The organism is Gluconacetobacter azotocaptans, from assembly GCF_014174355.1.
In the GTDB taxonomy this organism is placed as follows: Bacteria; Pseudomonadota; Alphaproteobacteria; order Acetobacterales; family Acetobacteraceae; genus Gluconacetobacter; species Gluconacetobacter azotocaptans.
This window is the reverse complement of the sequence record NZ_JABEQF010000029.1, coordinates 1-13,295: the sequence shown is the minus strand read 5'-3', so window position 1 is coordinate 13,295 and position 13,295 is coordinate 1. Positions and strand designations below refer to the sequence as shown.

At 70.9% G+C, this 13,295-nt stretch carries 9 protein-coding genes and 1 pseudogene; 3 read left to right on the top strand and 7 right to left on the bottom strand.

What is annotated here, in order from left to right; all coding sequences use genetic code 11:
• Together HLH34_RS18565 and HLH34_RS18560 are read right to left on the bottom strand one after the other, a co-directional pair.
• Window positions 1-258: pseudogene (locus HLH34_RS18565) on the bottom strand (hypothetical protein); the annotation flags it as partial.
• Window positions 259-351: 93 nt separating this feature from the next.
• Window positions 352-1,050, bottom strand: a complete 699-nt coding sequence (locus HLH34_RS18560; protein ID WP_183121053.1) for a GntR family transcriptional regulator — start codon at window positions 1,048-1,050, stop codon at window positions 352-354.
• Between the two features lie 498 nt (window positions 1,051-1,548).
• Between HLH34_RS18560 and HLH34_RS18555 the strand changes: the two genes are divergently transcribed.
• The 3 genes from HLH34_RS18555 (at window position 1,549) to HLH34_RS18545 (ending at window position 6,234) form a co-directional block, all read left to right on the top strand.
• Window positions 1,549-3,840 (top strand): TonB-dependent receptor, encoded by a 2,292-nt coding sequence (locus tag HLH34_RS18555; protein ID WP_244960045.1) that lies wholly within the window; start codon window positions 1,549-1,551, stop codon window positions 3,838-3,840.
• 73 nt (window positions 3,841-3,913) lie between these two features.
• Window positions 3,914-5,206: a cation:dicarboxylate symporter family transporter gene (locus HLH34_RS18550; RefSeq protein ID WP_183121051.1), complete on the top strand. Its 1,293-nt coding sequence runs from the start codon at window positions 3,914-3,916 to the stop codon at window positions 5,204-5,206.
• Complete coding sequence (locus tag HLH34_RS18545; protein WP_183121050.1) at window positions 5,203-6,234, top strand: Ldh family oxidoreductase; 1,032 nt, start codon at window positions 5,203-5,205, stop codon at window positions 6,232-6,234. Before HLH34_RS18550 ends, HLH34_RS18545 begins: the two co-directional genes overlap by 4 nt.
• 16 nt (window positions 6,235-6,250) lie before the next feature.
• On the opposite strand, the gene HLH34_RS18540 is transcribed toward HLH34_RS18545, so the two are convergent.
• The 5 genes from HLH34_RS18540 to HLH34_RS18520 form a co-directional block, all read right to left on the bottom strand.
• Window positions 6,251-6,589, bottom strand: a complete 339-nt coding sequence (locus HLH34_RS18540) for a YnfA family protein (protein ID WP_183121049.1) — start codon at window positions 6,587-6,589, stop codon at window positions 6,251-6,253.
• Between the two features lie 2 nt (window positions 6,590-6,591).
• Complete coding sequence (locus HLH34_RS18535; protein ID WP_183121048.1) at window positions 6,592-7,845, bottom strand: glycosyltransferase family 4 protein; 1,254 nt, start codon at window positions 7,843-7,845, stop codon at window positions 6,592-6,594.
• 41 nt (window positions 7,846-7,886) lie between these two features.
• Window positions 7,887-9,029 carry a hypothetical protein gene (locus HLH34_RS18530; protein WP_183121047.1) on the bottom strand — a complete coding sequence of 381 codons (1,143 nt, stop codon included), beginning with the start codon at window positions 9,027-9,029 and terminating at the stop codon, window positions 7,887-7,889.
• Between the two features lie 67 nt (window positions 9,030-9,096).
• Entirely contained in the window at window positions 9,097-12,054 is a 2,958-nt protein-coding gene (locus tag HLH34_RS18525) for a glycosyltransferase (RefSeq protein WP_183121046.1), read from the bottom strand.
• Window positions 12,055-12,057: 3 nt separating this feature from the next.
• Window positions 12,058-13,295: SEL1-like repeat protein (locus tag HLH34_RS18520; protein ID WP_183121045.1), on the bottom strand; the 1,238-nt coding region annotated here is incomplete at its 5' end.

The following is a 13,295-nucleotide window of genomic DNA, read 5'->3' as shown; positions in this document are numbered from 1 at the left end:
CGCATCGGCGGCCAGCCCTTCATAGCGGCCGAGCAGATTGCCCGCCGCGTCGATCCGCGCCGACATCCCGGCCTCGCGCATCCAGGTGGCCAGCCGGTCCAGGGTCGCGCCGTGGCCCCCGCCCAGATACGGCCGGAACAGCAGCCCCGGCTCGTCCGAATAGGGGGACGCGCCCAGTTCGTCGCACCGCGCAACCGCGCGCGCGCCGGATGCGCCCCCGGCCGTCCCATGTTCCGGATGGTCCGAAGAACGTCTCACGACGACATCGACTCCTCAAAATCGGTATTCCGCGTCATCTTGTATACAAGATAGGAAAGGAAGCAACCACAACTCGCGCCCCAGGGCGGCGTATCAGCCCGACGATCCCTGCAGGGCTGCCTTCAGATGGTCCAGCCGGTTGGAGGCGCTGCGATAGTTCAGGGCCTTTTCGACATGCCGCAGATGGACGTCCATCAGGCGCGCGGCCTCGGTCGTGTCCCCTTTTTCCAGCGCATCGATGATCCCGCCATGCTCGCCGCAGGATTCGTGCGCATCGTGCGAGGATTGATACAGCGCCGCAATCAATACCGTGCGCGTCGTAAGGTCCTGCAACAGGGACGCCAGAACCGGGTTGCCCAGCGTTTCTGCAAGGCACACGTGAAAATGGCCCAGAAGATAGCTGCGCTCGCCCCGGTCGCCGCCGGCGATGGCCTTCTGTTCCGCCCGCACATGCTCGCGCAATGCACGGATCATTCCCGTGTCCGGCTGGCTGATCGTGACCAGCATGCCGACTTCCAGCGCGCGGCGGGCGTCGATCGTGTGGCGCGCCTCCTCGACCGAGGGTTCCACCACGAACCAGCCGCGACGCGCGGAGACTTCCACGATGCCGCGCGCCTGAAGACGCATCATCGCCTCGCGCACCAGGGTGCGGGACACCCCGAAGATCTCCGCCAGTTCCTTTTCGCCCAGGCGTTCGCCCGGCGCGATGCGCCCCGAGAGCGCCGCATGGATGATGCGGTCCTCGATCAGATGAGGATTCTTGTGTGCATCATTGCCATCGGGGTCTCGCATACAAGGACTATGGGCACGCAGGGGTCGTTCGGCAATGACCACCCCTTCCGGGGACACATCGCCCCCTTCCCCCCGAAAGATCGTTTTTTGTTCGTCTGCACAATTCTGTGCCCACACATTGGGCTTTACCTTGGCGGATGCGGCCCGTACCGGGCATGCCGACCTGCATTTAATGTCTATTTATCAATATATTATGATATGATTATAAATTTTTCGTAATCTTTCCGGAAGGTTGCACTTTTCGAGAGCGATTCGATCGGTCTTGTTTTATATCTTGTATGCAACAAGACGCCGCATATCGCGGCAGATTTGTAGACCATTCTGAACCATCACTGACTCCGGGGCGGAGAGACATTCGCCGGGCCTGCCGGGCGCTGCTGCGACACCCCCAGGATACGACGCCTCAAGGGCGTCATTTGTTATATCGTGAAATAGACGAGGAAATCAGACATGTTCCGTCCACGGCGCCCCGGGCCTTCCTTCCGGCAGCAGGCTGTCATGACCAGTATCCTGGCAAGCGTTCTTTTGCCGTTACCTGCCCTGGCCGCCGCCGAAGGGACGTCGTTGCAATCGGGACAGGGCAGCGCGGCGTCGCGCCCCGCCGCACATGTGGCGCCCCATGCGGCGGCACGGTCGTCGCAGGGCGAATCCGTCATGGTTTCGGCGCGGCGCGGCGCGACCGGCGCAGGCCAGCACAACGCCCATTCGGAAACGGTGATTACCCGCCAGGATCTGGTCAACCGCAACATCCGCACTATGACCGACATCCAGCGTGTCGCCCCCAACCTGACCATCCAGCCCTCGTTCGGCTCGGGCGCGCTGAACTTTACCCTGCGCGGCGTGGGGCTGATGGATTTCACGCAGAACAACACCCCCTCGACCATGCCCTATCTGGACGGCGTGGCGCTGCCGGTGTCGATCATGACGACCGGCATGATGTTCGACCTCGACGATATTTCCATCGCCCCCGGACCGTCGGGCTACACGCACGGCCAGGCGACAACGGGCGGCGAAATCGACTTCCATACCGCCGACCCAACGCGTCAGTTCCACGCGGGCCTGACCGAGGACATCGCCAGCTACGGCCGCAACCGCGTCGAAGGCTATATCTCGACCCCGCTGTCCCAGTCGGTGTCGTTCCGCATCGCCGGGCAATCCATGACCGGCGGCGGCTATCAGCATAATGCGGCCGGACAGGGCTTCGGCAACGCCAATCTCGGCGCGCTGCGCGCCAAGCTGAAATGGGATATCGACGACACGTCGAACCTGATCATCGGCGGCCACTGGACGACGGACCAGTCCGAATACGCGTCCGGCCACAATCTCTACAATTCCTACCATGTCCCGGTGACGCAGGACATCTACGAGACCGAATGGGGCCTGGACCCGCGTTTCGCGAAGATCATCGGCATTGATGGCAACAACACCAAACCGCGCGAGGACAACCTCTTCTGGGGCGCGAACGTGCGCTATACGAAGAATTTCTCATGGGGGCGGCTGTCGACCATCAGCGCCTATGAAATGGCCGATGAGCACGAACTGACGAACCAGACGGACTCCATCCTGTCCTATGGCAACATGTTCCGCAACAACCAGACGAACGTGTTCTCGCAGGAAGTGAAGCTGGAATCCGTCGATCCCAACGCGCGCTTCCACTGGGAGGCCGGCATGTACTACAGCCGTTCGCGCATGGCGCAGAATTTCTGGTACGATTCCTCCGACCGCCCCGGCACGACCCCGCTGAACCAGACGCGCTACCGCCAGAACCAGCAGGATTTCAACCAGTACGTGCAGCTTTCCTACCGGATCCTGCCAAAGCTGCGCATCATCGGCGCGATCGAACATGAATCCGACGACCGCCAGATGCTGAACGTCACCAGCGCGAACTATAACCTGAACACGGGCGCCGTCATCGGCACGCCGACGAACTTCGGCAACAGCGGCGCGCTGACCAACCAGTTCGGCGGACGCGTCGGGGCGCAGTACCAGTTCACGCACAACGTCATGGGCTACGTGATGTTCAGCCGCGGCTTCAAGCCGGGCGGCTTCTCGGCGAACATCACCCAGCAGGCCGTGCAGCTGCGCCCGTTCAAGCCGGAACAGATCCTGACGTACGAGGGCGGCTTCAAGACCATGCTGTTCGACCGCCGCCTGCGCCTCAACGCCGCCGGGTTCTACTATGACTATCGCGACCAGCAGATTCTGGGCACCGTCCTCGTTCCGCCCTACGGCGTGCTGGGCGGCTATGTGAACGCGCCGCGTTCGTATATCTACGGCGCGGAATTCGATGCCGAGGCCCATCCGTTCCACGGCATGGTCCTGACGCAGAACTTCGGGTACCAGAACGGCGTCTACTCGCAGTTCCAGAGCCTCAACCGCTCGGCCACGACGGCGAATTTCGCAGCGACGGGTACCTGGCAGGCCGTCAACACGAATTATAACGGCGTGAACATGGGCCTTGCGAACCTGACGCTGGCGGGGGCGGCCACCTATACGTGGAATGTCTTCCGCGACTACCGGATGACCTTCGACGTGGATTACTCTTATCGTGGCCGCCAGACGCAGCCCCAGTATATCGGCCAGACGGGCATCTATCGCTCGCCGGCCTATTTCCTGGTCAATTCCTTCCTGACCTTCGCGGCGCCCCGGCAGCATTGGTCGGTCACCGTCTATGGCCAGAACCTGGCCGACCGTCGCTACTGGCTGTCGGCGGGAACGCAGGCCACATTCTACGGCGTGATTCCCGGCCTGCCGCGCTTCGTCGGCGCGCGCATGAACTTCACCTACTGAGCGGGGACGAGCCGGGGATGGCCCCCATCCCCGGCCCCGATATCCGCCCGATATCTGCAAGGACCCGTACCGGATGAGCGAGACGACCATTTCCGCGGCACCTGTCCGCCGGCCGGGACGCCCGGGCCTGTTTCTTCAGGTCGTGGTCGCCAGCGTGCTGGGCCTGGCGCTGGGCGTTTTCGCGCCGGGCCTTGCCCTGGAAACACGATGGACCACCGACCTTTTCCTGCGCCTGATCGTGATGGCGGTCGGGCCGCTGCTGTTCTGTATCGTCGTGATGGGCATCGTCGGCGCCGGGTCGCTGCGCACCGTGGGGCGGCTGGGGGCCAAGGCGCTGCTCTATTTCGAGGTGATGACCACACTGGTGCTGGTCATCTCGGTCGGGATCGCGCTGGCCGTCCAGCCGGGGCGGGGCATCGTGTTCATGCCGACGGCCGACGACGCCCACATGGTCTCGTCCTATGCCCGCAACGGCCATCTGCTGCATGAGGGGGGCGTCACGGCCTTTCTTCTGTCGCTGGTTCCCCGTTCGCCCGTCGACGCCTTCGCGCAGGGCAATGTGCTGCAGATCCTGTTCTTCGCGATCCTGTTCGGCTGCTGCGTCAGCCAGATGGGCGAGGCCGGCGCGCCGCTGGTCCGCCTGACGGAGGCGCTGTCCGCGCTGTTCTCGCGCATGATGCGCTTCATCATCATGCTGGCGCCGCTTGGCGTTTTCGGCGCCATGGCCATGACCACCGCGCGGTACGGCCTGGATGCGATCGGGCACCTGGCCGCCTTCGTCGCCCTGTACTTCCTGGTCATCGCCCTGTTCGTCGTCGGCGGGCTGGGCACCTGCCTGCGCCTGTCGGGCGTCAGCCCGGTGGGGTTCCTGCGCTATTTCCGCGAGGAACTGGCGATCACGTTCGCGACCACCGCGTCCGATTCCGTGCTGCCCAGCGTCATGGCCAAGCTGGAGCACATGGGGGTGGACCGCCAGGTGGTGGGGCTGGTGGTGCCGGCGGGCTATTCCTTCAACCTGGACGCCCTGTCGATCTATCTGGGCCTGGCCGTCATCTTCCTGGCGCAGGCGACGGGCACGCACCTGACCGTCTGGCAGATCGTCATCATGCTGGCGACCGCGTTGCTGACCTCGAAGGGCGCGCATGGCGTGCCAGGCATCGCCATCGTGGTGCTGGCCGCGACGCTTGCCGCCATTCCCTCGATCCCGCCGGCCAGCCTGGTGATGCTGCTGGCGGTGGACTGGTTCATCGGGATCGCGCGTGCGGTCGGCAACCTGGCGGGGAACTGCGTGGCGCCGGTGGTGATCGGCGCATGGGAAGGGCGGCTGGACCGAAAGCGGGCGGCGGAGGTACTGGGCAGGTCATGACGGAAACGATGACGGTCGACGCCGGCGTTCTCGCCGCCCGCGTGACGGCGGCATTGCGCGCGGCCGGGGCCTCGGCCGAGTCCGCCGCCGCCACGACCGAGGCGCTGATGTACGCCTCGCGGATCGGGGTCGACAGCCACGGGGTCAGGCTGGCGGCGCACTATGCCGCAATGCTGCGGCAAGGCCGGCTGAACCCCATCCCCGTCCTGACCACGCGGCGCACGGCGGCGGCCACCGCCGTCCTGGACGCCGATGACGGGCTGGGCCATTTCGCGTGCTACCGGGCGATGGAGCTGGCCGTCGGCATCGCGGCGGAAAGCGGGCTGGGCGCGGTGGGCATCGTTCGGTCGTCGCATTGCGGGGCGGCCGGCGCCTATGCCCTGAAAGCCGCCGAGGCCGGGATGATCGGCATCGTCACAAGCAATTCCGATGCGAATGTCGCACCCTTCGAGGGCGCCGTTCCGTTCCATGGCACCAACCCCATCGCCATGGCGGCCCCCGTCGCCGGGCAGCAGCCCTGGCTGCTGGACCTGGCGACCTCGTCCATTCCCTTCAACCGCGTCCGGCTCTACCGGTCGTTGAACCGCCCGCTGCCCGCCGGGGTGGCGGCCGATGCGCAGGGCCGCCCGACGACGGACGCGCACGCGGCCGAGATGCTGCTGCCGCTGGGCGGCCCGGACTACGGGTTCAAGGGGGCGGGCCTGGCCGGGATGGTGACGATCCTGTCGGCCGTCCTGACCGGGGCGACCACCGACCCGCACATGATCCCCATGACCGAGACCGACGATCGGAGCACGGCGCGAAATGTCGGGCAGTTCTGCCTGGCCATCGACCCCGCGCGCTTCGTCGGCCGGGCGGCCTACGAGGCCGCGATGGCCGATTATCTGGGCCTGCTGCGCCAGGTCCCGTCCACCGGCGACAGCCGCCCCGTCATGGCGCCAGGCGACCGCGAGTGGGAGACGGCCCGCCACCGGGCCAGGGACGGGATTCCGATCGATCCCGACACGCGCCGTTTCCTGGGGCTCTGACCCGGCACGTCCTGTCCTACCGGCTGCGCCCCGCCGACAGGATCACGGCGGCGCCGGCCAGGCACAGCGCCACGCCCGCCAGGTCACGCAGGGTGACCGGCCGGTCCTCGACCACGCGCAGCCAGACGATGGCGCCGACGATATAGATGCCGCCATAGGCCGCGAAGGTGCGGCCCGCCGTCTCGCTGTCCACCAGGGTCAGCAGCCAGCCGAACAGCGCCAGGCTGGCCATGCCGGGCAGCAGCAGCCACGCCGCGCCGCCCTCGCGCCGCCAGCACCACCAGGCGTAGCATCCCCCGATTTCGCACAGGGCCGCCGCGGCATAGACCGCGAACGGCGCCAGCAGCGCCCGCACGCTCAGGCTGACCGGCGGCGGGGCGCGGGGGCGGCGCCCTGCCGCACCAGGCTGTCGATCAGGGTTCGGTACCGTGTCATGCAGTGCTCCATGTCCAATGTCCGCTCGGCCTCGCGCCGGACGGCGCGGCGCAGGCGTGCGGCCAGTCCCCGGTCGTCCAGCAGCTCCAGCACTCCGTCGGCGATGCGCGCGGGGTCGAGGAACGGCACGAGGCGCCCCGTCCGCCCATCGGACAGAAATTCGCGCACCGGCGCGGTATCGCTGCCGACGATTGCGCAGCCCGTGGCCATGGCCTCGCGCAGCGACCAGGACGCGACGAAGGGGTAGGTCAGGTAGACATGCGCGTCGGACCGGCGCAACAGGGCGCGGAACATATCGTATTTCACTCTGCCGACGAAATGAACGCGGTCGGGGTCGATCTGCCCGGCCAGTTCGGCCTGCATCCTGTCGCGCCACGAGCCCGAGGGCAGGCGCGCGCCGTAGCTGACGCCGTCGCCGCCCACCAGCACCACCCGTGCGTCGGGTCTGGCCCGCAGGATGCGCGGCAGGGCGCGCATGAAGACGTGAAAGCCGCGATAGGGCTCCAGGTCGCGGGCGATATAGGTCACCAGCCGGTCGCGCGGCGCGATGATCACATCGCCGATCCGCAGGCGGCGGCGAAAGGCCGTGGGGTCGGGCGCGCACGCCGCCAGATCCACGCCCTCGCGCACCACCGTGATGCGCTCGCGCGCCCAGGCGGGGTAGGTGTTCCACTGGAACAGGGTGGGCGTCTGGCCCCAGCCGCCGCCGGTCAGCGCCTGGAGGTTCACCGCGTTCTTGGCGCGGATCACCGGCCGGAAGCAGGCGGGCGACGGGAATTCCGGATCGAACCCGACATCCAGCCCGTCGAGATGATAGAAGAATTCGAAATAGCCCAGCACGGGCACGCCGGGGAACACGTCGCCCAGTTCCAGCAGTTCCCCCCAGCCGTGGTGGCCGATGATGATGTCGGGCCGGTACCCCAGGTCGCGCAGGGTGACGGCGGCGCGGGCGACCGCCCCGGCCCGCAGCATCGCCAGTTCAAACTCCCGCGCCGCCGGATGGATGCCCTCGGCCGCGCCGCGCGGCGGGCGATAGACCGCCCGCCGGACGCCCGGCAGATGGCTGTCGTTCGGTTCGCTGATGAACACGATCTCGTTGCCGGCCTCGGCCCGCAGATGGTTCAGCAGATGCAGGAACTGCCCCGGGAAGTTCTGGTGAATGATGAGATACTTCAAGGGATCTCCCTGCGTCGCGGGCCAGGGACGGGTTCGGTGGCTCAGGGGCGGCGGGACGCCAGGCGCCGGCGCGCCTTCAGAAGCTCCAGCCGCGATCCGGGCGCCTTGCGGCCGCGCCCGGGGCGGACGGGATCGACCGGCGGCGCGGTCTTCGCCGGCCCCCTGTCCGTGGCCATGGCCTTCGCCGCGACGGCCTTCTTCGCGCCGCCTTTCCCCGCCCGGGCCTTCGGGCGCGGCGCCCGGGGGGCCGGCGGGGCATCGGCAACCGGGGCGGATACCGCCGCCAGAAGTTCGGCTTCCAGCGCGTCGGGGGTTTCGGCCTGATCGACCGGCGCGATGTCGATCCGGAACGCCTCCAGCGGGGCGAGGCTTTCGGCTTCGACCACGCCGCCCGCGCCGACCGGGCCGACCGCCGTTCCGTCGGTGAAGGTGGCGGTGACGGTGCAGGCGAACCGCTGCACGGCCGACCCCTTCAGGCGCACGCGCAGGCCCAGCACCGGCAGCGCCATGCCCCGGCTGCCGCAGAACTGCCCGCCGGACGACCAGGGGGACAGCCAGCCCCGGCCCAGCACGGCCTGGTATTCGATATCCCCGGCGGCGATATGTTCGGCGGGGGAAATCGTGAAGCCCTCGATCCAGGCCTGGCTGCCCGGCTTGCCCATCCAGTCGCCCAGCGCCGCCGCCACGTCGCCCCGGCGCTGGATGTGGGCGGTCAGTTCCGCCCCCGGCGGCCCGGCGGGCGGCGTGCCGGCCGACGGGACGATCGCGGGGGAAACCGGCTGGGGAACGCCCTGACGGGGTACCGGCCCCGGCGCGGCCCCGCCGGCGGGGTTCGGGGCGGAGGCGGCCGGGCGCGCGTCCTCGGCCAGGCGCACCACCTGCAGTTTGGGCGCCCCCTGCACGGCCGCCGGATCCTGGTAGATGGTGATCAGCACCTGCGCCGGGCCGGCGGGGACGCGCACCAGCGCCGCGTTGCGCTCGCCCCCCAGCCACCCGTCGGCGTCGAAGGTGGCGATGCTGGCCATCCCGCCGGCCGGGCCGGGGGGCGGGGAAATCCGCACCCCGGGCAGGCCGCCGGGGCCGGGCATGTCCTGCCCCGCGTGGAAGATGCAGTACAGACCCGCATCGAGGGTCATCAGGTGCCCCGCGACCTTCAGGTCGGTCACCCGGCCGGCGTCGGGCATCAGACGTGGCCCCCCATGGTGTGCCGGCGGATTTCGGTCGGCGAAAAAAGACGGTCCCGCATTGGAATCAAGGCCCAGATCTCCTTTTTGTTCCGACGGCGCGCGCCGTGGTCGTCCCAGGACGTCCACAGGACAGCAAAATCATGTTCAATTGGTGAATGGACAGGCCGGGCGGCACCACCAATCCCCGCCCGGTTCGGCGGATGCGCTGGGCCACCGCCCCGAAATCGTACGCCACCACCCGCAGCCCGGCCCGCCAGGCCAGCGCCAGGGTAAAGCACCAGGTCTCGGGCCAGACCGAGGGCAGCAGCGCGATGTCGGCGTGCTGGGCGCGCAGCAGGGACACCGCCTCCGCCGCGCGATACGCGCCGGTGACGAATACCCGGCCCGTCTGCATCAGCGCGTCGTCGTCCGGCGTGTGGCCGACGACGACGAATTCCAGCTCCAGCCCGCGCGCGGCGGCGTCGCGGGCGGCGGCCAGCAGGATGTCGTAGCCCTTTTCCACGCCGATGGCGCCGACGACGGCGACGCGCACCCGGCCCCCGGGCGGGGGATGCGGCGCGGGCGCGCCCTCCAGCCGGGCGAAGGCGGCCAGCGACAGGTCCGGCCGGTCGTCCTCAAGCGGCGTCACATGCACCGTCAGGCCGGGGAAATGCCGTTGCATCCGCCGTGCCGCGTCGTCCGACGGCGCCACAACCGCGCGCGCCCCCCGCAGCGCCGCCCGCGACCGCGCCAGCAGGGCGGGGATCGCGGCCCCATCGTCCAGCAGGCTGCCCATCCGCGCGACGCAGGCCGCGCAGCCTTCGGGGCCGGGTTCGCCGCAATAGCGTCCGCCCGGCCCCACCAGGGCGATGCGCGGGCAGAACCAGATGTAGTCATGGACATGCACGTCGTACGGCACCGCCAGGTCGGCGGCCAGCGCATCGGCCGCGATGCGGTGGCCGAGGCGGTGGTGCCATTCGACCGCCTCCACCCCCGAGGCGCGCAGTACGGCCAGCAGCATGTCGCGCTCGGCCGGCAGGCGGAAGCGCGGGCCGGGCCCGGCGCCATCCACGGCGTCCTCCCCGGTTCCGCCGTCTTCCAGCCGGCAGCCGGCGCCGTCGGGGCGCAGCACGATGGCGCGCACCCCCGCCCGCCGCCAGGCCCGGGCGCAGGCCTGCACCACCTGCTCCACCCCGCCGCCCTGCGCGTGGGTGACCAGCAGCACCGCGCGCCCCCACCGCGCCCCGGCCCGCCGCCAGCACGTCAGGTCCAGCCGCCGCCGCGCCGCGAACAGCGGGTCGGCGGCGACATGCGCCGCCACCAGCGCGTCGTAGCCGGGGTGCAGCCGGTTCACGATCGCAAGGTTCCGCCGCAGCAGCGCCGGCCGCGCCGCCCCGAACGACGCCGAGCCGACATGACCGACAAAGGCCCCCGGCGCCGCGACATGCCGCCAGCCCAGCGCCGCCGCGCGCCGGCAGAACTCGTTCTCCTCGCCATAGCCCTGGGCGAACAGATCCGCGCGGAACGGCCCCGCCTGCGCCAGGCAATCGTGACGGAGGAACAGGCAGAACCCGTGCCCGGTGGGCACCGGCACCGCCTGCCCGCCATTGGCCGCCCGCGCCGCCGCCATCAGATGGCGCACCCGCGCCAAGTCGGGCACGGGTGCGGGCTGCTCCGGCCGGTCCGGGCCGGGCCAGGAAAAGATGGTGGCGTCGTTGGACAGCGGCGTGACCGTGCCGATATCGGGCGCGCCATAGGCGACGGCCGCCAGTTCGGCCAGCCATCCGCCGGCCACCAGCGTGTCGCTGTTCAGCAGCACCATATCGTGCCCCGCCGCCGCGCACATCCCGTCGTTGGCCGAGGCCGGAAAGCCCAGCGTGCGCGCGTGGCGGATCAGGCGGATACTCCCCGCCGCCGCCAGCCCGTCCAGCGCCGCCGCCAGCGCGCCATCCGGCGTCGCGTCATCGACCACCCAGACCGGCACCTCCGGCCCCACGCTGTCGCGGACCGAGGCCAGGCAGGCCAGCGTGGCCGCGCGCGCGCCATGCACCGGCACGACGATGGCGACGGGCGCGCGCCGGCCCGACACCAGCGGGCCTGTATCGGGCGCGGGCCTGGCGGGCGGCAGGGCGAGAACGGCCGGATCGACCGGGCTGCCGGTCAGGTCGCGCCCGTCCGGCCCGACGACCCGCAGCGGCCCGGCCGGCAGGCGGGCACCCGCCACGGCAAAGCGACGCGGCCGCGCCAGCGGGACGGTGCTGTCGACATCGGTGGCGCGGGCCGAGGCCGTGACCGGCAGCACCACCCGCCCGTCCCGCGACAGCACGCGCAGGCGGGGCGGGTGGTCGGGATCGGCCGGGTGCCAGGCCCAGCCCGTCAGCCCGCCCGCATCGCAGTCCACTACGCCTTCCACCCGCAGCAGGGCGGCGGGCTCCAGCGGACTGCCCAGCAGCGGTGCCCCCGCCACCGTCACGTCGATCCGCGCCGCATGCCGCCAGCCGGCGGGCAGGGCCAGCACGCCGTCGCGCCATTGCCCGGCCGCTATCCGGCCGTCGTACGCGACCTCGGCACGTGTGCCCGCCAGCCCGCGCACGCGCAGGCGGCCGGCCGCCGACAGGCCGCACCAGCCCGGGCGCCCCGCCAGGGCGGCCAACCGGTCGAACAGTGCGTCCATGTCGTCGGGCGGGGCGTGACGGGACAGGGCGCGCTGCGCCGTCGCGACGGCCTGCGCCCCCTCGCCCGCCGCCAGCAGCGCGCCGGACAGCGCCAGCCAGCCCTCGCGGAAATCGAACCGGCGCGTCAGCGCATGCAGCAGCCGGACCGCGCCCGCCGCGTCGCCCCCGCGCAGGCGCGCCATGGCCAGCGGGAACATGACGTTCGGACTGTCGGGGGCCAGGCGGTGCGCGCGTTCGTACCAGCGCAGCGCGCCGTCAGGGTCGTCCGCCGCCTCAAGCCGTCGGGCATGGCGGAAAGCCGCCTGCGCCCGCGCGTCGGCCCATGCCTGCCATGCCGCCCGGTCGGCGGCCGTCACGCCGTCCGCCATGCGTCAGCCCGACCCGGCGGCGGCCGCATCGCCCGCGTCCGGCGCCGGCCCCATGCGCGCCAGTTCCGCCGCCGCGTCGGGCACGCCCTGGGCGCTGGCCCGGTCCAGCCACAGCCGCGCCTGCGCGGCGTCGGTGGTGCCGCCCAGCCCCCGCAGCAGGTAGCGCCCCAGCATCAACTGTCCCAGCGCGTTGCCACGTTCCGCCGCCATGCGGAACCAGTGTTCGGCCGCCACCCGGTCCGGCGGGATGTCGTGCCCGCCGCCGTACAGCGCGCCGAGCGAGAACATGGCGTCCACCTGCCCCTGCGCCGCCGCCTGGCGATAGAGCGCCGCCGCCCCGGCGTGGTCGCGCACGCCGCCCCGCCCGGTCAGCAGCAACTGGGCCAGCGCCACCTGCGCGTCGGCCATGCCGGCGGTGGCGGCGCGTGCGATCCAGGCCCGGCCGGCGACCGGGTCGGGCGCGCAGCCCCGCCCGTCCAGCAGCATGCGCCCGTACCAGTATTGCGCGTTGACCACGCCGTCGGCCGCCTTCAGCATCCAGGCCACCGCCGCGCGTTCGTCGCGTTCCATGCCCAGCCCTTCGGCCAGGCAGACGCCGAAATTATAGGCCGCCAGCGGATCGCCGCCCTCGGCCGCCCGCGCGAAATACCGCCCCAGTTCCCGGCGGTCGTCGTCCGACACCGTGCCCGCCAGCAGCAGGTTGCCCAGGTCGGCCCCGGCCTGTGCATCGCCCAGCGCCGCCGCCTGCCGGAACCAGCGCGCGGCCTCGGTCACGTCGCGGGGCAGGCCGGCGCCCGTCAGGTACAGCAGTCCCACCGCCCGGCACGCCCCGCCGTGCCCGGCCTGCGCCGCGCGGCGGTACCACAACGCGGCCTCGAGGAAATTCGGCGGCAGGTCGCCGCCGCGCGCATACACGTCGCCCAGCAGGGCGGCGGCCTCGCGGTCGCCGGCCAGTGCGGCCTTGCGCAGCCAGGTCTCGCCGCGCACGGCGTCGCGCGGGCCGCCGCGCCCTTCCAGCAGCGCCAGCCCGTACCGGGCCTGCGCGGCGCGGACGCCGCGTTCCGCCGCCTGGCCATACAGGCGCGTGGCGGCGACCGGATCGCGCGGGACGCCGGCACCCTGTTCGGTCAGGGTGGCCAGCAGGTGCAGCGCCGACCCCAGCCCGGCATCGGCGGCAAGGCGCAGGGCGGCGGCGGCCCGCGCCCCCCCCGCCACCTGGGGCCCGGCCCGCCACCCCCCCA

Coding starts and splice junctions, on each gene's coding strand:
- HLH34_RS18560 (WP_183121053.1), bottom strand. CDS start 1,050: ATGCGAGACCCCGATGGCAATGATGCACACAAGAATCCTCATCTGATC.
- HLH34_RS18555 (WP_244960045.1), top strand. CDS start 1,549: ATGACCAGTATCCTGGCAAGCGTTCTTTTGCCGTTACCTGCCCTGGCC.
- HLH34_RS18550 (WP_183121051.1), top strand. CDS start 3,914: ATGAGCGAGACGACCATTTCCGCGGCACCTGTCCGCCGGCCGGGACGC.
- HLH34_RS18545 (WP_183121050.1), top strand. CDS start 5,203: ATGACGGAAACGATGACGGTCGACGCCGGCGTTCTCGCCGCCCGCGTG.
- HLH34_RS18530 (WP_183121047.1), bottom strand. CDS start 9,029: ATGCCCGACGCCGGCCGGGTGACCGACCTGAAGGTCGCGGGGCACCTG.
- HLH34_RS18525 (WP_183121046.1), bottom strand. CDS start 12,054: ATGGCGGACGGCGTGACGGCCGCCGACCGGGCGGCATGGCAGGCATGG.